The sequence below is a fragment of the Pseudoxanthomonas sp. SL93 genome, from assembly GCF_026625825.1.
Taxonomy (GTDB): domain Bacteria; phylum Pseudomonadota; class Gammaproteobacteria; order Xanthomonadales; family Xanthomonadaceae; genus Pseudoxanthomonas_A.
Genome location: NZ_CP113065.1, coordinates 368,302 through 389,126, shown reverse-complemented (window position 1 = coordinate 389,126; position 20,825 = coordinate 368,302). Strand labels below are relative to the sequence as shown.

Below are 20,825 nucleotides of genomic sequence, written 5' to 3'. Positions count from 1 at the left end.
GTCTCTGGGAATCAGCCGTGATGATAGCCGAGCGGGCGGATCAGGGCGCGCCGGCGGAGCCGCCGGAGGCGGCCGCACGGGCTTCCGCGGCCGCCTGCGCGCGGGCCGCGAACAGCGTGCCCGGCGGTGGCTGGCGGGTGAAATACGACTGGATGCCGCTCAGCACGGCAGCGGCGACCTTGCGCTGGTGGCCGGGATCGAACAGGCGCTTTTCTTCGTCGGGATTGGAGATGAAACCCGTTTCCACCAGCATGGCCGGCATGTCGGAGTTGCGCAGTACTTCGAAGTTGGCGAACTCGATCTGCGGCTTGTGGGTCTTGCCCAGTTGCTTGAGTCCGTCGAGCACGTGGCCGGCCGCATCCTGCGAGGCCTTCATGTGGCCGCTCTGCGCCAGGTCCAGCAGCACGTTGGACAGTGTGTCCTTGGTCAGCCGCACGCCGCCGACCAGGTCGGAGGCGTTTTCCTTGTCCGCCAGCCAGCGCGCGTGCTGCGACGATGCGCCGCGCAGCGACAGCACGTAGACGGACGAACCCCAGGCACTGCGGTTCTCGGCCGCATCGGCGTGGATGGACACGAACATGTCGGCCTTCGCCGTCCGCGCCTTGCGCGCACGCTGCGGGCGTTCCACATACACGTCGTTGTCGCGCACCAGATAGGCGCGCATCCCCGGCGTGGCATTGATCTGGCGGGCGAGCTCCTTGGAGATCGCCAGCACGGCATGCTTCTCATAGCGCCCCGTCGGGCCGATGGCACCGGGATCCTGCCCACCATGGCCCGGATCGATCGCGATCACCAGCGGGCGCGTGCCGGCGAGCGAGGCGACCCCGGGCGACACCGTGGGAGCCGGCGCGGCGGTAACCGCCGGCACGTCCGCCGCCGGCGCCGTCGTCGCGGACGGGAGGTTGGCGGCCGCCGAACCGGGTGAGCCTGCAGCGGGCATGGTCGCGACGGCAGTGGTCGCGGCCTGTCCGTTGAGGATCGCCTGCGGTGAAACCGCAGTGGTGGGCGGGGAAACGGGCGTGGCCACGACAGCCGGGGGCGACGGCGCAGGCGCTGTCCCGGCCTGCACGACCTTGGCGGTCAGCAGGGCGGTCGCACGGGCGGCATCGTTCTGCACATTCGGCGCGGGCGACGTGGGCGACGTGGACGGCACGGAAGCCGCCGCAGTGCCGGTCGTGCCCGCGGGCGTGGTGACCGCCACGGTCGAAGCCGGCGTGCTTGCGGGGCCATCCCCGGGCCATTCGATGACCAGGCGCGCGCCGCCTTCCACCTGCTCCATGCGGGGTTTCAGTGCCGCGACCGGCGCCGCCAGATCGAAGACGATGCGCAGGGTGTTGGCATCGGGCTGGCCGGTGCGCACCGAACGCACGATGCCGGCCGCGCCCGGCAGGCGCAGCCCGGCCTTGGCACGCGACGCCGGCAGGTCCACCACCAGGCGGTCCGGGCCTGCCAGTGTCAGGGTCCTGTACTGGCCGCTGCCCGCCAACTGGATTTCCGCTCGGGTACCGGTAGCCCCCTGGTTGAGGCTGACCGTGGTCACTTCACCCGCCAACGCGGCCCCGGCTGCGCACGCCAGAATGCCCGTCAGGGCAAAACGGAACATGGCAGTGGTGAGGTTCCCCAGGCTCATGCCGCGGATTCAAGCACTATCACCTTGGGAATGCAACCACTTTTCCCTTAATAATCCGCAACCTGCCCGATGTTCCTAACTGGATTGGACAGGTGATGCTGGCAACTGGGTCAAATGGGGGTATCCGGACAGTCGCGACAGCCAGGCCTCGCCATTGCCCGAGAGGGCGTCCAGCCGGGCCTGGCGGCTGAGGCCTTCCACTGAAAGTCCGATCACGAGGTCGGCTTTCGGCAGGCTGGACCCGCCCCGCTCCGGCCATTCGACCAGCCAGAGCACCGCCGTGCCTTCATCCAGGCCGAGGAATTCGAGTTCACCCGCATCGCCGATGCGGTAGAGATCCAGATGCCAGGCCTCACCGTCTTCCAACGGATAGCGTTCCACCAGCGTGTAGGTCGGGCTGCGGATCGCGCCCTGCACGCCCAATGCACGGAGCAACGCACGCGCGAGCGTGGACTTGCCCGCGCCCAGATCGCCGCGCAGGTGCACGACCGCGGGCGACACGCGCGTGAGCGCAAGCGCACGCCCCAATGCATCGGTCGCGTCGCTGTCGGGAAGAAGGATCTGCTGCATGGCGCGATTCTAAGCGCTCGCGCACGCCAGTGAAGCGTCAGGGATTGGCCAGCCGGCGGATGTGCGGCATCAGGTCCGACGGCAGCAGTCCACGTTGCCCGTCCCAGGCGGCGGCATCGCCCGCCGCTCCGTGCAGCACCGCACCCGCCGTGGCGGCATCGAATGACGACAGGCCCTGCGCACGCAACGCGGCGATCACGCCGGTCAGCACGTCGCCCATGCCCCCGACGGCCATGCCGGGATTGCCGGCATCGATGATGCGTGGTGACGCGCCCGGTGCGGCCACCACGGTCCCCGCGCCTTTCAGCACGACAACGCAGGCGTGGCGTTCCGCCATCGCCCGCGCCGCGGCGATGCGATCGCTTTGCACCTCGGCAGTAGTGCAGCCCAACAGGCGAGCGGCCTCGCCGGGATGCGGGGTGAGGATGGCGTCATCCAGAGCACGAGGTGCGTGCGCGAGCAAGTTCAGCGCATCCGCATCCAGCACGACGGGCTTGCCACTGTCCAGCGCAAGCTGGAACAACGCCCTCCCCCATTCGCCCTGCCCCAGTCCCGGCCCGAGGGCGAGGACATGGGCACGCGCAAGCAGCGGTTGCAGCGCATCGCCGGATTCCACTGCATGCACCATGGCCTCCGGCCGACGCGCCAGCATCGCGGCCACGTGCCCCGCCTGCGTCGCCACGCTCACCAGGCCGGCGCCACTGCGCAATGCCGCCTCCGCGCAGAGGATGATGGCGCCGCCACTGCCGTGCTCGCCGCCCAGGCACAGCACGTGGCCGGACTCGCCTTTGTGCGTGTTGCGACGGCGCGGCAACAGCCAAAGCGCAAGGGCTTCCTGGTTCAACAACGATGCTTGTGGCTGCAGGTCATCGAATGCCTCGGCGGGAAGATCCAGTTCTTCAAGGTCCAGGTCGCCGGTGCATTCAAGTGCGGCGCCGGTATGCAATCCGGCATGACGGACGATGAACTGCAGCGTGCGCGTCGCGACGACGGCCACCCCCGGCGTGCTGCCGCGATCCGCGTCGACGCCACTGGGCACATCCAGGGCCAGCACCGGTGCCGGCTGCGCATTGATCGCGCCCAGCAGCGCCGCGGCATCCGCTTCCGGCGCGCGAGACAGGCCGATGCCGAAGACGGCATCCACCACTACGTCAGCCACGGGGAGCGTGTCGCGGAAGAGCTCCACCTTGCCACCCGACGCGACGTAGTCGGTGCACGCCCGCTGTGCGGTTTCGCTGGCGGGGACATGCGAAGGAAGATGTACCACCTGCACGAGACGCCCGGCGCGGTGCGCGAGCCTTGCCAGCACGTAGCCGTCGCCTCCGTTGTTGCCGGGGCCGCACACCACCACGATGCGTTGCGCTTGCGGCCAGTGCAGCAGCAGATGCTGCCAGGCAGCCTGGCCGGCGCGTTGCATCAGCGTGTAACTATCGCCCCCGAGCAGCCGCGTGGCACGCTGGTCCAGTTCGCGTGCCGCCAGCGTGGCGTGGAGGGGCAAGGTGCCTGACATGGCCGGATTCTAGACCCCTGCCGGGTTGTGGAACAGTGAACGGATCCGGCGCTGCAGGCCTGGTAACGCGGTGAAGCGGAGGCTGCGCACCGTGGCCTCCTATAATCGCGCCATGGAACCCGTTGCCGCCCCCTTGGTCGACTACGCCGCCCTTGCGCGTCGCGTGCGTGCACTGGCGCGCGAGATGGGCTTCCAGCGCTGCGGCATCGCCGGCATCGAACTCGGCCAGGATGAGGATCACCTGCGCGACTGGCTGTCGCAGGGCCTGTACGGGTCGATGGACTGGATGGCGCAGCACGGGGACAAGCGTTCGCGTCCGCAGGAACTGATCCCCGGCACGCTGCGGGTGATCTCGGTGGGACTGGACTACGGACGCAACGACAGTGACGACGCCTGGGACACGCTGCGCGATGGTGAGCGCGCCTATGTCGCGCGTTACGCGCTTGGTCGCGACTACCACAAGCTGATGCGGCAACGCCTGCAGAAGCTTGCGGAAAGACTGCAGGCCGAAGTAGGCGCCTTCGGCCATCGCGTGTTCGTCGACTCGGCCCCCGTGCTTGAGCGCGCACTGGCGCGCAATGCTGGGCTCGGCTGGATAGGCAAGCACACGTGTCTGATCGACAAGGACGGCGGTTCGTGGTTTTTCCTGGGCGAGATCTACGTCGACCTGCCGTTGCCCGTGGACGCACCGGCCACGGCGCACTGCGGCACGTGCATGCGCTGCATCGATGTCTGTCCGACCCAGGCGATCACCGCACCCTACCGGCTGGATGCGCGGCGTTGCATCGCCTACCTGACCATCGAGCACGAAGGCGCGATCCCCGAGGCGTTGCGGCCGGCCATCGGCAACCGCATCTTCGGTTGCGACGACTGCCAGCTGGTCTGTCCGTGGAACAAGTTCGCCCAGCGTACCGACGAGCCGGACTTCCGCGCACGCAATGAGCTGGATACGGCGACGCTGCCACAGCTGTTCGCGTGGGAAGAAGACGAGTTCCTGCGCCGCACCGAGGGCTCGGCGATCCGCCGCAGTGGCCACGAACGCTGGCTGCGCAACATCGCCGTCGCGCTGGGCAATGCGCCCACGACACCCGACGTGCTCGCCGCATTGGCAAGCCGACGGGACCATCCTTCACCGGTCGTGCGCGAGCACGTGGCGTGGGCGCTGCAGCAACACCGCCCCCTGTAGGAGCGACGTGAGTCGCGCGCGCGAACGGAACGAACGGGGGGCATGCATCACGCGAACGGACACGGCGTTGCTTCTTCCGGGCCACCGCCGTCGCGATCAGCACAATGCACGGCCATTGACGCTTCATCTGTCCGGTCGCGACTCACGTCGCTCCTACCGGAAAACAGGACGAGCGCCGACCTCAGGCGCGGGCGGCGATCTCGGCGAGCAACGCGTGCGTCACCGGATCCTTCGCCTGGGTTTCGCCCTTCAGCGCCGGAAGCAGCCCGTTGGCCAGCTGTTTGCCGAGCTCCACGCCGAACTGGTCGAAAGCGTTGATGCCCCACAGTACGGACTGCGCATAGACGCTGTGTTCGTACATCGCGATCAGCCCACCCAGCGACTCCGGCGTCAGCGCATCCAGCAGGATCATCGTACTGGGGCGCCCACCTGCGTAGCTGCGATGCGGATCTTCGCTGGCCTGCCCGTTCGCCAGCGCTTCGCTCTGCGCCAGCAGGTTCGACATCAATGCCAGGTGGTTCTCGGCGTAGGGATCGTCGTTGCGCACCGTGCCCACGAAATCCAGCGGCACGACCTGCGTGCCCTGGTGCAGTCCCTGGAAGAAACTGTGCTGCACATCCGTGCCCGCACCGCCCCACCACACCGGCACCGTATCGACGCCGACCGGACTGCCGTCCAGCCTCACCGACTTGCCGAGGCTTTCCATCACCAGCTGCTGCAGGTAGGCCGGCAGCAGCGCGAGCCGCTGGTCATAGGTCATCACGCCCTGGGCCGCGTGGCCCAGCACATTGCGGTTCCACACGGCGGTCAGTGCATGGCGCACGGCGATGTTGTCCGCCAGCGGCGCATCAAGCGCATGCGCGTCGAAGCGGGCCGCGCCTTCCAGCAGGCCCTCGAAGCGGTCGAAACCGATCGCCAGTGCGATGGGCAGGCCGACGGCCGACCACAGCGAATAGCGCCCACCCACCCAGTCCCACATCGGCAGTACGCGCTCGGCTGCGATGTCGAAGGCCGACGCGGCGCGTTCCGGATTGGCGCTGACGGCGTACAGGCGCTCGCTGCCCCCCAGCCAGTCACGCAGGATGCCGCCATTGAGCAACGTTTCCTGCGTACTGAACGTCTTGGAGATCAGGATGGCCGCGGTGCGCGACGGGTCGAGCGGAGCCAGCGTGCGTTGCGCGGCCGCACCATCCACGTTCGACAGGAAATGCACGCGGAAGCGACCCGGCAGCGGATCACGCAGCGCATCCGCCACGAGACGCGGCCCGAGGTCCGAACCGCCAATGCCGACGCTGACGATGTCGGTGACATCGCTGGCCTCCAGCTGTGCGATCAGCGCCGCCATCCGCTGGCGCACCGCGCTGGCGCTGGCGAAGGCTTCACGCGCGATCACCGCGTCGGAATTCTGGCCACGCAAGGCGGTATGCAGGGCGGCACGCCCCTCGGTGACGTTGACCTGCTCACCGTCGAACAGGCGCCGGAACGCACCCGCAAGATCGACCGCCTGCGCCTGTGCGAGCAACGCCGACAATGCCGCCGAATCGTAGGACTGGCGCGCGAAATTCAGGTACAGCGGGCCGCTGCGCAGCGCGTGCTGGCGTGCCCGCTGCGGGTCCTGTGCCAGCAGTTCGCGCAACGGCGTTCCGCGCAGGCGCGCGGCGTGGGACTGCAAGGCGTCAAGACCCGTCGTCATGCTCATGCGGCCTGCGTGGGGATGGAATGGTTGGTGTGGGTGATGCGGTTCTGGCCATCGACATAGACCAGCTTCGGCTGGAAACTGGCCGCTTCCTCTTCGCTCATGCTTGCGAAGGCGGCAATGATCACCAGGTCGCCGACCTGCACGTGGCGAGCGGCGCCACCGTTGAGCGAGATGATGCCGCTGCCCGGCTCCGCCCGCAGCGCATACGTGGTGAAGCGGCTGCCGTTGGTCACGTCCCATACGTGCACCTGTTCGAACTCGCGGATGCCGGTGGCTTCCAGCAGCAGCGCGTCGATCGCGATCGACCCCTCGTAGTTCAGTTCGGAATGGGTGACGGTCGCGCGGTGGATCTTGGTCTTGAGCAGGCTGAGTTGCATGGGGGGATTCGTCGTTCGTGAGAAGAAAAGTCTAGCAGCGGAAGCGCCGGGTGCCGCCGGCCGCCGTGTTCACCATTCCAGGTTGTCGATCAGCCGGGTCCGGCCCAGCTTGGCGGCCACCAGGGCCACCTTGGGACCCGCTTCGCCGTCCTCGGGTTCGGACAGGTCGGGGCGACGCACCACGGTGTAGTCCACGACGAAACCGGCATCGGCCAGCTTTTGCGCCGCGGCGGCTTCGACACCGGCGCGGGGCGTGCCCGCCACCAGCGCATCGCGCATGGCCAGCAAGGCCTTGCGGATCTCCGCGGCGCGCGGGCGCTCGTCGGCGGACAGGTACTGGTTGCGCGAACTCATTGCCAGGCCATCGGGCTCGCGCACGATGCTGCCGGGCAACAGCTGCACCGGGAACGCCAGGTCGGTGACCATCTGGCGGATGACCGCCAGCTGCTGGAAATCCTTCTTGCCGAACGCGGCCACGTCGGGCTGCACCTGGTTGAACAGGCGGCTGACGACGGTACACACGCCGTCGAAATGCCCCGGCCGATGCGCACCTTCCAGCACGCTGCTGACGCCCGGCACGTGTACCCGGGCCGCCAGCTCGACGCCGAACGGATACATCGATTCCACCGTGGGCAGCCAGAGTACGTCGCAGCCGGCACCCTCAAGTCCACTCATGTCCGCTTCGGGTGTGCGCGGGTAGCGGGTGAAGTCTTCATTCGGACCGAACTGGGTCGGGTTGACGAACACGCTGGACACCACGCGGTCCGCGTACTGGCGCGCCAGCATCACCAGCGAGTAATGGCCGGCATGCAGGTTGCCCATCGTCGGCACGAACCCGACCCGCAGGCCCTGCTGTTTCCACCCGCTGACGCGCGCGCGCAGGGCATCCAGTTCGGTGATGGTCTCGATCATCTTGGCCCCTGTGGCGATGGCGTGGCGATGCGGTCAATCAGTAGGAATGGGCCGCATCGGGGAATGCCCCGCTGCGTACCGCGTCGGCATAGGCGCGCACCGCACCCGCGACGGAACCGCCTTCGGCCAGGAAATCCTTGACGAACTTGGGACGGCGATGGCCGGTGTCCAGGCCAAGGAAATCGTGCAGCACCAGCACCTGGCCGTCGCACCCGGGTCCGGCGCCGATGCCGATGGTGGGGATGGCGATGGAAGCCGTGATCGTGGCGGCCAGCGCCGACGGCACGCATTCCAGCACCAGCAGCGACGCCCCGGCATCGGCGACGGCCTGCGCATCGGCCAACAGGCGCGCCGCGGCGGCTTCGTCGCGGCCCTGCACCTTGTAGCCGCCGAATTTCAGCACCGACTGCGGGGTCAGGCCCAGGTGTGCGCAGACCGGGATGTCGCGTTCGGCCAGGAAGCGGATCACGTCCAGCTTGTGGCCTGCGCCCTCCAGCTTGACCATCTCCGCGCCGGCCTGCAGCAGCGCGATGGACGCCTGCAGTGCCCGCTCGGGCGTGGCATCGGACTGGAACGGCAGGTCGGACACCAGCAGTGCGCGGGTGAGGCCGCGTGCCACCGCACGGGTGTGATAGACGATGTCCTCGACCGTGACCGGCAGCGTGGAGTCGTGCCCCTGCACCACCATGCCCAGCGAATCCCCGATCAGCACCAGGTCGACGCCCTGCGCATCGAGCACCCGGGCAAAACTGTTGTCGTAAGCGGTCAACATGACCAGCTTGCGGCCCTCGCGCTTGGCGTCAGCCAGGGCGGGAACGGTCCAGGGCTTGCTGTCGGCTTGTGTGCTCATAGCCCCGCATTATCCACTCATAGCGGATGGATGTTGGACATTTCCAACGCGGACACAGCATCCCGCGCGTCACCGTAACCGGGGATGCGGGCCACCGGGTCGATCTCGAGCAGCGGCACCAGCACGAACGCGCGCTCATGCAGGTGGGGATGCGGCACGCGCAGGCCGGGCAGGTCGATGACCGCGTCGCCGTACAGCAGCAGGTCGAGGTCCAGCGTGCGCGGTCCCCAGCGCTCGCCGTCCTGACGATGCCGGCCGAACTCGGCCTCGATGGCCAGCAAGGCCTGCAGCAGCGCGGGCGCCGCGAGGCTGGTCTGCACACGCGCGACCGCATTGATGAAGTCGGGCTGGTCTTCCCTGCCCCAGGCCGGCGTGCGGTACAGCCGCGAGGCCGCCTGCAGCGCGATGCCGGGCCAGCGGTCGAGCGCCTGCATCGCACTTGCCACGGTCGCCACCGCATCGCCCAGGTTCGCTCCCAGGCCGATGTGGGCGATCACATGCCCGGTCATTCCGGTGCGGTGGTGCTGCTGCGGCGGCGACGGCGACGGCGGCGCTTGGAAGGCGCGGCGTCTTCTTCCACGTACGAGTCGCCGGGCACGGCCACGCCGAGCGACGCGGCCAGCTCCTCGCTGGACTGGGTCTGTGCGTCACGCCAGAAGGTGACGTCGTCGGCGTGCTCGGGCGATGCGGCCAGGCGCAGGGCCAGGAAATCGAACGCGGCACGGAAGCGCGGATGCGACAACAGGCGCATCACGCGCTTGCGCTGGCGGTTGGCGAAACGCGTCTGCAGCAGCCAGATCTCCTGCATCGGAAGCGAGAAACGCCGCGGCAGCGCGATGGTGTTCAGCTGATGCAGCGTGACCCGGTCGGCAGCGCGCCGCTGGGCCTCTTCGGCATGCACGCCCTGCGCCTGCAGGCCCATCAGGGCGCGGCAGTAGGCAGGCCACAGCAGCAGCGCGAACAGGAAAGCCGGCGAGACCGGCTCGTCGTTGGCCACGCGCTGGTCCGTGCCGGCCAGCCCTTCCAGCAGCATGCGCCGCAGCGCGCCACTGCGGTTGGAGGCCAGCGCGGCGGCCGTCTCCGGCAACAGCACCTTCAGCAGGCCAAAGCGCTCCAGGCCTTCGAAGCTCGCCACGGCATGGCCTGACAGGAACAGCTTCAGGATTTCCTCGAACAGGCGCGCGGGCGCCGCCTCGGACAACAAGGGTGCCAGGCGGGCAATAGGCTCGGCGGTGGCCGGATCGATGACGAAATCGAGTTTCGCCGCCAGGCGGACCGCGCGCAGCATGCGCACTGGATCCTCCTGGTAGCGCAGCTCGGGGTCGCCGATCAGCTTCAGCGTACGCGCCATCACGTCCTCGAACCCGCCGACGTAGTCGCGCACGGAAAAGTCGTCGATGGCGTAGTACAGCGCATTGGCGGTGAAGTCGCGACGGACGGCATCGTCTTCCACCGTGCCGTAGACGTTGTCGCGGACCAGCCGTCCGTTGTCCATCTCGCGGTCGCCGCTGCCGTCATCGGTGTTGGCGCGGAAGGTGGCCACTTCGATGATCTCGCGGCCGAACACCACGTGTGCCAGGCGGAAGCGGCGGCCGATCAGGCGGCAGTTGCGGAACTGCTGGCGGACCTGCTCGGGGGTGGCGTCGGTGGCGACGTCGAAATCCTTGGGGTGCCCGCCCACCAGCAGGTCACGCACCGCGCCGCCCACCAGGTAGGCCTGGAAACCCGCGTCCCGCAGGCGGTAGAGCACGCGCAGCGCATTCGGGCTGATGTCCTTGCGCGAAATGGTGTGCTGGTCGCGCGGGATGGTTCTCAGAGCGGTGTGCGGCGTAATGGCGGCGGTTCCATGCAGAAGGGTCTGGCGGGCGGCCGGGACGATTGCCCGGGGCCGGCGCCGCCGCATATACTAATGCGCTACGCCGGCATCACCCAAACGCTCCCTTCGTCTAGAGGTTAGGACGTGGCCCTCTCAAGGCTAAAACAGGGGTTCGAGTCCCCTAGGGAGCGCCATCCGGCATGGGCCACGGGTTGAGAACCGTGGCAGGTGGACCGCTCAAGACCCCGCTCCGGCGGGGTTTTGTGCGTTCGGGGCCCGCGGACGCCATTAAAAACGGTTTAATCGCTTCGCCCCAGGATGGGGCCTCCATCTTTCCGAGGGCTGCCCGTGTCGCGCCTGTTGCTGGTTGAAGACGATCGCATGCTGGGGGACGCGCTGGCGGCCGCGCTGGTGCAGGACGGCTGGCAGATCGACCGTGCCGAGGATGTCGCCACCGCGCGTCTCGCGCTGGTCGACCATGGCTATACCGCCGTGCTGCTTGACCTGGGCCTGCCGCACGGTTCGGGCCTGGACGTGCTGATGGCCCTGCGCCAGCGCTACGACACCACCCCCGTGCTGATCGTCACCGCACGCGACCAGCTCAGCGACCGTGTCCGCGGCCTGGATGCCGGCGCGGACGACTACATCGTCAAACCCTTCCAGCCCGATGAACTCAGTGCGCGCCTGCGCGCCGTCGTGCGGCGCAGCCAGGGGCGCGTCTCGCCGGTGCTGCACCACGGCGACATCGTGCTGGATCCCGCCGACCGTTCCATCACCCGCGCCGGCCGCCCGATCAAGCTGGGCGTGCACGAATACCGCACCCTGCTGGCCCTGATGGAGCGCCCCGGGCGCGTGGTCGCGCGCGACATGCTGGAGTCGCTGGTCTACGGCGGCGACGGCACCATCGAGAGCAATACCATCGCGGTCTACATCCACCTGTTGCGCAAGAAGCTGGGCGAGGACGTCATCACCACGGTGCATGGCTTCGGATACCGGCTGGGGGGCGGCGAATGACGCATTCGTTGAAATCCAAGCTGCTGTTCGCCGTGATGACGCCGCTGGTGGTGGGTTGGCTGTGCTGGCTGGGCAGCCAGTACGCGCAGATGACGCGCCAGCAGAAGGGGCACAACGACCAGTTCCTGCAGCAGGTCAGCGAGAACATCCTGATGTCGATGCCGGCCGAGATCGACGCGCTGGGCACCGGACCGCGCCTCACGCTGCCGACCACCCCGCTGCAGGGCAAGAAGTTCGACACGCTGCGCTACCAGGTCTGGGTCCTGGACCCGCGCAAGGCGGTAGTGGTGTCGGCCGGCGCGCCGGACCAGCCGTTGCGGCCCGATTTCGCCCCCGGCTTCGCGGTCACGCAGGTAGGCGGCGAACCGTGGCGCGTCTATGCGGCCACCGATGCCAGCGGGCGGGTTCAGGTGCAGGCTGGCAAGGCGCAATCCGCGATGCGCGCCGAACTCACTTACTGGATCAAGATCAGCATGCTGACCGGCGGCATCGTGCTGGTGCTGCTGGCGCTGCTGGTGGGCACTGCCATCCACTGGAGCCTGCGGCCGATGAACCGGTTGCGCCGCGCCATCGGCGAGCGCGCCGCGATGGATCTGGCACCGCTGCCCACGGCCGGCATCCCTCGCGAGATCAAGCCACTGCTGGATTCCTTCAATGACCTGCTGGGGCGCCTGTCGCAGGCGATGCAGGGCGAACGCCAGTTCCTGGCCGATGCCGCGCATGAACTGCGCACGCCGCTGGCGGCGTTGCTGACGCAGACACAAGTGGCCCTGCGCGCGGGGAGCCAGGCCGATGCGCGCCACGCGCTCGACCAACTGGCGCACGGCATCGAACGCACCTCGCGGCTGGCGCAGCAGTTGCTGGACTCCGCGCGCGTGGACGCCTCGCGGCGCCACAACGACCGCCGGGCCGTCGAACTGGCGGAAGTCGCCACCATGGTGGCCCGGGAGTTCGAATCGATGGCGTCGCGCCAGCGCCAGACGATATCGATCCGCGCGGAGCCCGCCAGCGTGTACGGCGATCTGGACGACCTGGGCATCCTGCTGCGCAACCTGGTCGACAACGCCCTGCGCTACAGCGAGCCCGGCGGGCGCATCGAGATCCGCTGCTGCCGCGGCGATGATCCCGGCACCTCGGAACTGAGCGTCTGCGATGACGGCCCGGGCGTATTGCCGGAAGAACGCGAGCGCATCTTCGAACGCTTCTTCCGTGGCAGCCATGGCAACGGCGCGCGCGGCAGCGGCATCGGCCTGTCGCTGGTCGCCCGCATCGCGCAGGCGCATGGCGCCACCGTGCATGTGGCGGAAGGTCTGTCGGGGCGCGGCTTCTGCTGCACGCTCCGCTTCCCGGCGGCGCAGGAAGGCGCGGACTGAGCGGCCGCGCCTCCTGACATGCGCAGCCGGCATCACTCCGGCATCGCCCGCCACCAGCGCGGGTAAGGCATCGCCTCGCGCACCACCACCGGCTGTCCGATCAGCGGGGTGGTCATCTTCACGTCCGCCTGCTCGGCCAGGGTCGTCAGGGTTTCCAGCGGGGCCTGCCATTCGTGGAAGGCCAGGTCGAACGTGCTGTTGTGGATGGGCAGCAGCCAGTCGCCGCGCAGGTCCAGGTGGGCCTGCAGCGTCTGCGCGGGCAGCATGTGCACGTCCTGCCAGCGGCGATCGTAGGCACCGCATTCCAGCAACGTCAGGTCGAAGGGTCCGTAGCGTTCGCCGATGGTGCGGAACCCGTCGAAGTAACCGGTATCGCCGCTGAAGAACAGGCGCAGTCCGCCGCCGTCGATCACCCAGGACGACCACAGCGTGGCGTTGCGGTCGAACGGCGTACGCCCGGAGAAGTGCTGCGAGGGCGTGGCAACGAAACGGATGCCGGCCGCGGTGGTGTCTTCCCACCAGTCCAGCTGGCGGACCTTGTCCGGCGGCACGCCCCAGCGGACCAGCCGATCGCCCACCCCCAGCGGCACCAGGAACAGATCGGTCTTGGCCACGAGCATGCGGATCGCAGCCTTGTCCAGGTGATCGTAGTGGTCGTGCGACAGGACCACCGCGCTCAATGGCGGCAAGGCCTCGATGTCGATCGGCGCCGCGTGGAAACGTTGCGGCCCGGCCCATTGCACCGGCGAGGCGCGTTGCGAGAACACCGGGTCGGTCAGCACGAAACGGCCATCCAGCTTGATCAGCACCGTGGAGTGTCCCAGCCGGTACACGGTGCCATCGGCCGCCTGTTCCAGCTGCCCAACCGTGATGGGCGTGACCGGGATGGGTCTGGCAGGCACGGTACCGGCCGGCTTGCTGCCCAGCAGGAAATCCCGCCAGAGCCTGGCGGTTTCGCGGAATCCCATCGCGCGTGGCGGCGCCGGATTGCGGAATCCTTCGTCGCCGTACTGCGGCGAGGCCGGGTAAGGCAGCGTGCTGCATCCGGAAGCACCGGCATAGCCGGCGACCAGCGCCGACACGCAGGTGGCCGCCGCCAACCGCCGCAACCTGCGACGTGGCGGGCGCGAGCGGACCGATCCGTCAGTGGACATCGGCATCCCCGCCCATCGTCGGGAACACGTACTGCACCATCGCCACCGCCGCGGCATCGCCGTGGCCGGGCAAGGCGATGCGTTCGGCCTGCTGCCACACCGGCAGCTGCCATCGCACGTCCACGCAACCCAGTTCCGCGGCCATGCGGCGCGCCTGCGTCAGCAACGCGGACGCGACACCCGATGGCCGCCGGCTGGCGGGAACGAACAGCGCCTCCACATTGAAGTAGTACGCACGCTCCAGCATCGAGAAGCCCACCGTCGCGAAGAGATAGCCGGCGGGCTGGCCGTCGTCCTCGGCGAGCCACGCCCAGGCGCGCAGCGGCGGCTCGAACAAGGCCTCCATCAGCTCCAGCACGCTGCCGTGCGAGGTCGTCGGCGGCATGCGAGCGTGCGCGATTTCCGCTGCGTGCCGGTCGCACATCGCCATCAGGGCACTGGCGTGGGCGCGCGTCACCCGGACCAGTCGCGTTCCGGGCGCGACCGGTGCGAAAGGAAGCCCCTGCACCTGCAAGGGATCGTCATCGACCTGTGCCAGCAGTGAGGACACCACGCGGGCAACATCGGGATTCAGCAACATGGGAATCTCCATCGGGGGATGCAGGGGAACGCGCCGCTCAGAAGCCGCGTGAAATGCCGAGGAACAGGGAGCCGCTGCCATCCATGCCCTCTTCCACCAGCGGGCTGTCCTTCAGCTCGTCGGGCAGCACGCGGTACTCCACGTTGGCGATGAACGCCCAGCGCTTGGCGAAGGGATGGACCAGCGACACGCCGGCACGCGGCACGGTGACGGCGCCGGGCCGGTAGGCGACCACGCCGCGCGCGATCTCGCTGTCCAGGGTGCCGTAGTAGTAGTTGGCCATGTCGTCGGACAGGCGGATCGCGCCCACGGACGGAACCAGGGACGTCCGGCCAAAGCGGAAGGGATAGCTGTAGTCCAGTGCCACGGCGTGGCCGCCGGAGGTATCGGTGACGTCCGCACGCACATCGAGTTCCAGCTTGCCTGCCTTGCCCTTCCAACTGCCCGCGACGCCGACATCGGCGCTGTCATCGCGATCATCCAGCAGGTCGCGGTCGATGCCACGGCGCGCGAGTTCGGCCCTGCCGAAATCGTCGGCATCGATGCCGTCCAGCCGGCCGGCGACGAAGGTGCGCAGTTCGAAGCGGTCGCTGGCATGGACGCGGTAGCCGAACGCGGCGCCGCGCAGGTAGAAGCGCTCGCCGTCGAACGCGATGTTGGGAAGCAGGCGGGTGCGGGTGCCTTCCCCGGCGTATTCGCTGTCGCGCGATACCGCCGCCACGCCGGCGCTCCAGCGGACAGGCAACTGGTCCAGGGCCGTCGCGTCGGTGCGCTCGACGACCTGGGCGTGTGCGGCCAGGGGAAGCAGGAACAACAGCGGAAGGCAGGCGTGCGACGCTCTCATCAAGACCTCGGGGGATGGGGGGCCGGCAATCCGGCGCTGCCATGCTCCCGCCTGGTCTTTAAGAACTCCTTAAGCCCTCAAATCTCGATGATGCCGCGCTTCAGGGCGATGGTGACCGCATGCGTGCGGTCGTTGGCAGCCAGCTTGGCCAGGATGTTCTTCATGTGCGCCTTCACGGTTTCCTCCGAGATGGCCAGTTGCGTGGCGATGCGCTTGTTGCCGTTGCCGGACGCCACCTGCCGCAGCACTTCGACCTCGCGCGGGGTCAGCGCTTCGTCCGCGGCATGTTCGGCGATTTCGTTCGCGATCTCCGGCGGAATGCGCCGCCGCCCCTCGTGCACGCCGCGGATGGTGTCCAGCAGCTCCCTGCGCAGCATGCTCTTGAGCAGATAGCCGCAGGCGCCGGCCTTGAAGGCGCGCACCGCCTGCACGTCGCCCTGGTAGGTGGTCAGCACGACGATGCGCGCGGTCGGGAATTCGCGATGGATCGCGGCGATGGCCTCCACCCCGCCCATGCCGGGCATCTGCAGGTCCATCAGGGTGACGTCGGGACGGCAGGCACGGAAGGCTTCCAGTGCCTCCAGCCCGTTGGTCGCCTCGCCGACCAGCCGCATGTCCGGCTGACCCTCGATGACCGCGGCGATGCCTTCGCGCAGCAGCGGATGATCGTCGACGGTCAGGATGCGGATGGGCATGGGGGAAGTGTCCATCGTGTCAGCGGCCTCCACTGGCCAGGTGGCGAAGCCGGTGGCACCACGATACGTTCGCGGCATCCCTGCAGGCAACTTCCATCGCCGTTGCCGGGACATGCAAGGAAGGCGGGACGGCTTGCCGACCTGGCTGCAGGCCATCAGCACGCGCGCAGCGGCTGCACCACTCCCCAAACGGGTGAGACAGCGGATGCACCTATTGGGGTTATCCCGACCCGGACGAACGTCGACCATGGGTGGCACGGCGCGGCGGCGCCCCCGAACATGCCGCCGCGACCGCCCCCTGCCGGAACCGCACAAGGAGACCCGCGTGGACGTCCACCTGCATTCCCCTGGCCTCCCCGACCCCGCGACGCTTCTGGATGCCGTGCCGCAGGCACCTGCGCCCTGGAGCCTTCCCGAGCGCACGGCGCCAGCCCGCTACAGCCGCGGGCTGAGCGAGCGCGCGCTGGCGCGGGCGCTGCACTACATCGACCGGCACATCGGCGATGCCTTCAGCCTGGCCGACGTCGCCGGCGCCGCGTGCATCAGCCGCTTCCACTTCGCGCGCCTGTTCCGCATCAGCACCGGCCAGAGCCCGATGGAATACGTGCTGGCCAAGCGCATCGCGCTGGCCAAGGAGCAGCTGACGCGCGGCCCGCAGAAGATCTCCGCCACCGCTGCGTCGCTGGGCTTCTTCGACCAGAGCCATTTCACCCGCACGTTCCGGCGGATGACCGGCTACTCACCGCGGGAGTTCTGCCGCCTGCACACGCCGGTAACCCGCGCGGCGTAACGTCCCCGGTGGCGCCGCCAACGGCGCACCCCTCCCCTGCACAGGAATTCCGCCATGGCCAAGGTCCTGATCCTCTACTACTCCGCCTACGGGCATATCGAAACGATGGCCCACGCCGTCGCCGAAGGCGTGCGCGCGGGCGGCGCCACCGCCGACATCAAGCGCGTGCCGGAACTGGTGCCCGCGGACGTCGCGAAGGCCTCGCACTACAAGCTGGACCAGCCCGCGCCCATCGCCACCATCGGCGAACTGGCCGATTACGACGCCATCATCGTCGGCACCGGCACGCGGTTCGGCCGCATGTCGTCGCAGATGGCCAACTTCCTGGACCAGGCCGGCGGCCTGTGGGCCAAGGGCGCGCTGCACGGCAAGGTCGGCGCCGCCTTCACCTCCACCGCCACCCAGCATGGCGGGCAGGAGACCACGCTGTTCTCCATCATCACCAACCTGCTGCACTTCGGCATGGTCATCGTGGGCCTGGACTACGGCTTCGCCGGCCAGATGAAGCTGGATGAGGTCACCGGCGGCTCGCCGTACGGCACCACGACCATCGCCGGCGGCGACGGCTCGCGTCAGCCTACGCAGAACGAACTCGACGCCGCGCGCTACCAGGGCCAGCGCGTCGCCGAAACCGCCATCAAGCTGCACGGCTGAACCCGCGCACGCCGGTGCAAGCCGGCGTAGCCCCTGGCGGGTGAAAGTCGGCGTTTCCCCCACGCACGGAGACCATCATGCCTACCGCCACCCCCGCCGCCGGCAAGACCCTGCTCACCCCGAACGACCACACCCTCATCCTGATCGACCACCAGTCGCAGATGGCCTTCGCCACGCACTCCATCGACGTGGCGATGCTGCGAAACAACGTTGCGCTGGTCGCCAAGGGCGCGGCCGGCTTCGGCGTGTCGACGCTGCTGACCACGGTCGCCGAGAAGTCGTTCTCCGGCCCGCTGTTCCCGGAAATCCCCGAGGCCTTCCCGAATGCGAAGGTGCTCGACCGCACCACCATGAACTGCTGGGAAGATACAGCGGTCGTCGCGGCGGTGAATGCCTCCGGCAAGGGACGCATCGTGCTCGGCGGCCTGTGGACCAGCGTATGCATCGTCGGGCCGGCGCTGTCCGCGCTTGACCAGGGCTTCGAGGTCTACGTGATCGCCGATGCCTGCGGCGATGTCACCGCCGAGGCGCACGAGCGCGCGATGCAGCGCATGGTCCAGGCCGGTGTCCGCCCGCTGACCAGCGTGCAGTACCTGCTGGAACTGCAGCGCGACTGGGGACGCAGCGCGACCTACGACCTGACCACTGGCATCGCCAAGCTGCATGGCGGCGGCTATGGCCTGGGCATCCAGTACGCCAAGAGCATGTTTGGCGCCTCGGAAGGCGGGCATTGAACCGGACGGCGCCACGGGTGGATGTGGTTTCCCCGCCGGCGTGCGCGCCGGAGCAGGTGGTGCGCCACGATGTGCGCGCCGCCGGCCTGCTGGTGTTGCGCGCCGCCGCCGGCGGCTTCCTGCTGCCGCATGGGCTGGGCAAGCTGGCTGGCTGGTTCGGCGGCCCGGGGCTTGGCGGGTTCGCCGATGAGCTGACGCATTTCGGCCTGCCCGCCATGGCACCCTTGCCGCTGCTGCTGGCCGGCACCCAGACCGCGCTCGGCATCCTGCTGGTGCTGGGCGCATGGACGCGCGTGTCGGCGCTCGTCGCGGCGTTGTTCCTCGGCATGACCGTGGTCTTGAACCTGGACGGCGGCTGGTTCTGGATGCACCGCGGCATCGAGTATCCCCTGTTCTGGGCGCTGGCCTGCTTCTCGCTGGTGCTGACCGGCGCGGGTTCGCTCTCCGTCGACCACCTGCTGTCGCAACGCCGGCGGCGCCCATGGAACCCGCGCGATGCCTTCGGTGGATGACCAGCGCCGTCGCCTGCTGAAAGGCGCTGCCGCGGCCGCCGTCATGGCCACGTCCGGCCGCGCTTACCCGGGAGACCGCCGCATGGCCGACCTGATCATCCGCAATGCCCGCATCACCACGCTCGATGCCGCCACGCCGTCGGCGTCGGCGCTGGCGATCGCCGACGGTCGCGTGCTGGCCGTCGGTGACGAAGCCACGGTGATGGCCACGGCGGGCGCGGCCACGCGCATCGTCGACGCCGGCGGACGCCGGCTGATCCCCGGCCTCAACGACAGCCACACGCACCTGATCCGCGGCGGCTTGAACTACACGCTGGAGCTGCGCTGGGACGGCGTGCGTTCGCTGGCCGATGCCATGGCGATGCTGAAGACCCAGGTGGATCGCACGCCGGCGCCGCAATGGGTGCGGGTGGTGGGCGGTTTCAGCGAGCACCAGTTCGCCGAGAAGCGCCTGCCCACGCTGGAGGAGATCAACGCGCTGGCGCCGGACACGCCGGTCTTCCTGCTGCACCTGTACGACCGCGCCCTGCTCAACCGCGCCGCGCTGCGCGCGGTGGGCTACACCCGCGACACGCCCGATCCACCGGGCGGTCAGATCCAGCGGGACAAGGCAGGCAACCCGACCGGCCTGCTGCTGGCCAAGCCCAATGCATTGATCCTGTACGCGACGCTGGCCATGGGGCCGAAGCTGCCGGCCGAGTACCAGCTGAACTCCACGCGCCACTTCATGCGCGAGTTGAACCGGCTGGGCATCACGTCGGTGATCGATGCGGGCGGCGGCTTCCAGAACTACCCGGAAGACTACGAGATCATCCAGAAGCTGCACGCGGACGACGAACTGACCGTGCGCATCGCCTACAACCTGTTCACCCAGAAGAAGGGGCAGGAACTGGCCGACTTCCAACGCTGGTCGGGCATGCTCTCGCCGCGCCAGGGCGACGACATGCTGCGCCACAACGGCGCTGGCGAGATGCTGGTGTTCTCGGCGGCGGACTTCGAGGATTTCCGCGAACCGCGCCCCGAACTGCCGGCCGGCATGGAGGGCGAGTTGGACAGTGTCGTTCGCCTGCTGGCGGAGAAGCGCTGGCCGTTCCGCATCCATGCCACGTATGACGAGAGCATCACCCGCGTGCTAGACGTCTACGAACGCGTGAACCGGGAGGTGCCGTTCGATGGCCTGCACTGGATCATCGACCACGCCGAGACCATTTCGCCGCGCAACATCGACCGCGTGCGTGCGCTGGGCGGCGGCATCGCCATCCAGCACCGCATGGCGTTCCAGGGCGAGTTCTTCGCCGAACGCTACGGCAGCGACGCGCTGAAGCACACCCCGCCGGTGCGCCGCATGCTGCAGGCGGACGTGCCGGTCGGCGCGGGCACCGACGCCACCCGTGTCGCCAGCTACAACCCGTGGGTGGCGCTGTACTGGCTGGTCAGCGGGCGCACGCTCGGCGGACTGCGCATGTACGGCGACGACAACCGGCTGGAACGCGAGGAGGCGCTGGCGCTGTGGACCCGGGGCAGCGCGTGGTTCTCCAGCGAACAGGACCACAAGGGGCGGCTGGCGCCGGGACAGTTCGCCGACGTGTCGCTGTTGTCCGCGGATTTCTTCAGCGTGCCCGAGGCCGACATCCCCGACATCACCAGCGTGTTGACGGTAGTGGGCGGACGCATCGTGCATGGCGACGGACCGTATGCCCCGCTCGCACCCACCTTGCCGCCCCCCATGCCCGACTGGTCGCCGGTCAACCGCTTCGGCGGCTACCAGGGCGGCACCCTGGCGCAGGCGACCGCGGCGGTATCGCATGCCCATGGCAAGCACTGCCAGGTGCACGAGCACGGTCATGCCGCACACCACGCCACGCCCACGCATGACCTGCGGAATTTCTGGGGCGCGATGGGCTGCTCCTGCTTCGCGTTCTGAC

20 protein-coding genes, 1 tRNA gene and 1 pseudogene are annotated in these 20,825 nt (G+C 68.8%); 9 read left to right on the top strand and 13 right to left on the bottom strand.

Annotated features, from left to right (window positions below; translation table 11 throughout):
* Nucleotides 1–40: 40 nt before the first annotated feature.
* From OVA13_RS01770 to OVA13_RS01760, 3 genes are all read right to left on the bottom strand, one after another.
* The gene (locus tag OVA13_RS01770; protein ID WP_267793601.1) at nucleotides 41–1,603 is read right to left on the bottom strand and encodes an N-acetylmuramoyl-L-alanine amidase; all 1,563 of its coding nucleotides are present in this window, start codon (nucleotides 1,601–1,603) and stop codon (nucleotides 41–43) included.
* Nucleotides 1,604–1,705: 102 nt separating this feature from the next.
* Nucleotides 1,706–2,200, bottom strand: coding sequence for a tRNA (adenosine(37)-N6)-threonylcarbamoyltransferase complex ATPase subunit type 1 TsaE (gene tsaE, locus OVA13_RS01765; protein ID WP_267792120.1), 495 nt, complete (start codon nucleotides 2,198–2,200; stop codon nucleotides 1,706–1,708).
* Nucleotides 2,201–2,237: 37 nt separating this feature from the next.
* Nucleotides 2,238–3,710, bottom strand: coding sequence for an NAD(P)H-hydrate dehydratase (locus tag OVA13_RS01760; protein ID WP_267792119.1), 1,473 nt, complete (start codon nucleotides 3,708–3,710; stop codon nucleotides 2,238–2,240).
* Nucleotides 3,711–3,822: 112 nt separating this feature from the next.
* Between OVA13_RS01760 and queG the strand changes: the two genes are divergently transcribed.
* Complete coding sequence (gene queG / locus OVA13_RS01755) at nucleotides 3,823–4,896, top strand: tRNA epoxyqueuosine(34) reductase QueG (RefSeq protein WP_267792118.1); 1,074 nt, start codon at nucleotides 3,823–3,825, stop codon at nucleotides 4,894–4,896.
* A gap of 181 nt (nucleotides 4,897–5,077) precedes the next feature.
* Here the strand turns inward: queG and pgi are convergent, their stop codons facing one another.
* The 6 genes and pseudogenes from pgi to pcnB all read right to left on the bottom strand — a co-directional run.
* Nucleotides 5,078–6,595: a glucose-6-phosphate isomerase gene (gene pgi / locus OVA13_RS01750; protein ID WP_267792117.1), complete on the bottom strand. Its 1,518-nt coding sequence runs from the start codon at nucleotides 6,593–6,595 to the stop codon at nucleotides 5,078–5,080.
* Nucleotides 6,592–6,972 (bottom strand): aspartate 1-decarboxylase, encoded by a 381-nt coding sequence (gene panD / locus OVA13_RS01745; protein ID WP_267792116.1) that lies wholly within the window; start codon nucleotides 6,970–6,972, stop codon nucleotides 6,592–6,594. The genes pgi and panD overlap by 4 nt, the downstream gene beginning before the upstream one ends.
* 69 nt (nucleotides 6,973–7,041) lie before the next feature.
* Complete coding sequence (gene panC / locus OVA13_RS01740) at nucleotides 7,042–7,884, bottom strand: pantoate--beta-alanine ligase (RefSeq protein ID WP_267792115.1); 843 nt, start codon at nucleotides 7,882–7,884, stop codon at nucleotides 7,042–7,044.
* A 37-nt stretch (nucleotides 7,885–7,921) separates the two neighbouring features.
* The gene (gene panB / locus OVA13_RS01735; protein WP_267792114.1) at nucleotides 7,922–8,734 is read right to left on the bottom strand and encodes a 3-methyl-2-oxobutanoate hydroxymethyltransferase; all 813 of its coding nucleotides are present in this window, start codon (nucleotides 8,732–8,734) and stop codon (nucleotides 7,922–7,924) included.
* A gap of 17 nt (nucleotides 8,735–8,751) precedes the next feature.
* Nucleotides 8,752–9,231, bottom strand: coding sequence for a 2-amino-4-hydroxy-6-hydroxymethyldihydropteridine diphosphokinase (gene folK, locus OVA13_RS01730; RefSeq protein ID WP_267792113.1), 480 nt, complete (start codon nucleotides 9,229–9,231; stop codon nucleotides 8,752–8,754).
* An 8-nt stretch (nucleotides 9,232–9,239) separates the two neighbouring features.
* Nucleotides 9,240–10,550: pseudogene (gene pcnB / locus OVA13_RS01725) on the bottom strand (polynucleotide adenylyltransferase PcnB); the annotation flags it as partial.
* A gap of 119 nt (nucleotides 10,551–10,669) precedes the next feature.
* Between pcnB and OVA13_RS01720 the strand changes: the two are divergent.
* The 3 genes from OVA13_RS01720 to OVA13_RS01710 all read left to right on the top strand — a co-directional run bounded on the left by OVA13_RS01720 (nucleotide 10,670) and on the right by OVA13_RS01710 (nucleotide 12,937).
* Nucleotides 10,670–10,744, top strand: a tRNA-Glu gene (locus OVA13_RS01720).
* A 154-nt stretch (nucleotides 10,745–10,898) separates the two neighbouring features.
* Nucleotides 10,899–11,564, top strand: coding sequence for a response regulator transcription factor (locus OVA13_RS01715; protein WP_267792112.1), 666 nt, complete (start codon nucleotides 10,899–10,901; stop codon nucleotides 11,562–11,564).
* On the top strand, nucleotides 11,561–12,937 hold the full coding sequence (locus tag OVA13_RS01710) for a sensor histidine kinase (RefSeq protein ID WP_267792111.1): 1,377 nt from the start codon (nucleotides 11,561–11,563) through the stop codon (nucleotides 12,935–12,937). Before OVA13_RS01715 ends, OVA13_RS01710 begins: the two co-directional genes overlap by 4 nt.
* Nucleotides 12,938–12,969: 32 nt before the next feature.
* Here the strand turns inward: OVA13_RS01710 and OVA13_RS01705 are convergent, their stop codons facing one another.
* From OVA13_RS01705 to OVA13_RS01690, 4 genes are all read right to left on the bottom strand, one after another.
* A complete protein-coding gene (locus OVA13_RS01705) occupies nucleotides 12,970–14,091 on the bottom strand; it encodes an MBL fold metallo-hydrolase (protein ID WP_267792110.1) in 1,122 nt (373 codons plus the stop codon).
* Entirely contained in the window at nucleotides 14,081–14,671 is a 591-nt protein-coding gene (locus OVA13_RS01700) for a GNAT family N-acetyltransferase (protein WP_267792109.1), read from the bottom strand. The genes OVA13_RS01705 and OVA13_RS01700 overlap by 11 nt, the downstream gene beginning before the upstream one ends.
* A gap of 37 nt (nucleotides 14,672–14,708) precedes the next feature.
* Nucleotides 14,709–15,515, bottom strand: a complete 807-nt coding sequence (locus OVA13_RS01695; RefSeq protein WP_267792108.1) for a MipA/OmpV family protein — start codon at nucleotides 15,513–15,515, stop codon at nucleotides 14,709–14,711.
* A gap of 77 nt (nucleotides 15,516–15,592) precedes the next feature.
* Entirely contained in the window at nucleotides 15,593–16,225 is a 633-nt protein-coding gene (locus tag OVA13_RS01690) for a response regulator (RefSeq protein WP_267792107.1), read from the bottom strand.
* Nucleotides 16,226–16,535: 310 nt separating this feature from the next.
* Between OVA13_RS01690 and OVA13_RS01685 the strand changes: the two genes are divergently transcribed.
* From OVA13_RS01685 to OVA13_RS01665, 5 genes are all read left to right on the top strand, one after another.
* On the top strand, nucleotides 16,536–17,000 hold the full coding sequence (locus OVA13_RS01685) for a helix-turn-helix transcriptional regulator (protein ID WP_267792106.1): 465 nt from the start codon (nucleotides 16,536–16,538) through the stop codon (nucleotides 16,998–17,000).
* A gap of 54 nt (nucleotides 17,001–17,054) precedes the next feature.
* Entirely contained in the window at nucleotides 17,055–17,654 is a 600-nt protein-coding gene (gene wrbA / locus OVA13_RS01680) for an NAD(P)H:quinone oxidoreductase (protein WP_267792105.1), read from the top strand.
* Nucleotides 17,655–17,731: 77 nt separating this feature from the next.
* The gene (locus OVA13_RS01675) at nucleotides 17,732–18,388 is read left to right on the top strand and encodes a hydrolase (protein WP_267792104.1); all 657 of its coding nucleotides are present in this window, start codon (nucleotides 17,732–17,734) and stop codon (nucleotides 18,386–18,388) included.
* Between the two features lie 56 nt (nucleotides 18,389–18,444).
* Nucleotides 18,445–18,900: a DoxX family protein gene (locus tag OVA13_RS01670; protein WP_267793599.1), complete on the top strand. Its 456-nt coding sequence runs from the start codon at nucleotides 18,445–18,447 to the stop codon at nucleotides 18,898–18,900.
* Nucleotides 18,901–18,982: 82 nt separating this feature from the next.
* The gene (locus OVA13_RS01665) at nucleotides 18,983–20,824 is read left to right on the top strand and encodes an amidohydrolase (RefSeq protein ID WP_267793598.1); all 1,842 of its coding nucleotides are present in this window, start codon (nucleotides 18,983–18,985) and stop codon (nucleotides 20,822–20,824) included.
* Nucleotide 20,825: the final 1 nt, after the last annotated feature.

Coding starts and splice junctions, on each gene's coding strand:
- OVA13_RS01770 (WP_267793601.1), bottom strand. CDS start 1,603: ATGTTCCGTTTTGCCCTGACGGGCATTCTGGCGTGCGCAGCCGGGGCC.
- tsaE (WP_267792120.1), bottom strand. CDS start 2,200: ATGCAGCAGATCCTTCTTCCCGACAGCGACGCGACCGATGCATTGGGG.
- OVA13_RS01760 (WP_267792119.1), bottom strand. CDS start 3,710: ATGTCAGGCACCTTGCCCCTCCACGCCACGCTGGCGGCACGCGAACTG.
- queG (WP_267792118.1), top strand. CDS start 3,823: ATGGAACCCGTTGCCGCCCCCTTGGTCGACTACGCCGCCCTTGCGCGT.
- pgi (WP_267792117.1), bottom strand. CDS start 6,595: ATGAGCATGACGACGGGTCTTGACGCCTTGCAGTCCCACGCCGCGCGC.
- panD (WP_267792116.1), bottom strand. CDS start 6,972: ATGCAACTCAGCCTGCTCAAGACCAAGATCCACCGCGCGACCGTCACC.
- panC (WP_267792115.1), bottom strand. CDS start 7,884: ATGATCGAGACCATCACCGAACTGGATGCCCTGCGCGCGCGCGTCAGC.
- panB (WP_267792114.1), bottom strand. CDS start 8,734: ATGAGCACACAAGCCGACAGCAAGCCCTGGACCGTTCCCGCCCTGGCT.
- OVA13_RS01710 (WP_267792111.1), top strand. CDS start 11,561: ATGACGCATTCGTTGAAATCCAAGCTGCTGTTCGCCGTGATGACGCCG.
- OVA13_RS01705 (WP_267792110.1), bottom strand. CDS start 14,091: ATGTCCACTGACGGATCGGTCCGCTCGCGCCCGCCACGTCGCAGGTTG.
- OVA13_RS01700 (WP_267792109.1), bottom strand. CDS start 14,671: ATGTTGCTGAATCCCGATGTTGCCCGCGTGGTGTCCTCACTGCTGGCA.
- OVA13_RS01695 (WP_267792108.1), bottom strand. CDS start 15,515: ATGAGAGCGTCGCACGCCTGCCTTCCGCTGTTGTTCCTGCTTCCCCTG.
- OVA13_RS01690 (WP_267792107.1), bottom strand. CDS start 16,225: ATGGACACTTCCCCCATGCCCATCCGCATCCTGACCGTCGACGATCAT.
- wrbA (WP_267792105.1), top strand. CDS start 17,055: ATGGCCAAGGTCCTGATCCTCTACTACTCCGCCTACGGGCATATCGAA.
- OVA13_RS01675 (WP_267792104.1), top strand. CDS start 17,732: ATGCCTACCGCCACCCCCGCCGCCGGCAAGACCCTGCTCACCCCGAAC.
- OVA13_RS01665 (WP_267793598.1), top strand. CDS start 18,983: ATGGCCGACCTGATCATCCGCAATGCCCGCATCACCACGCTCGATGCC.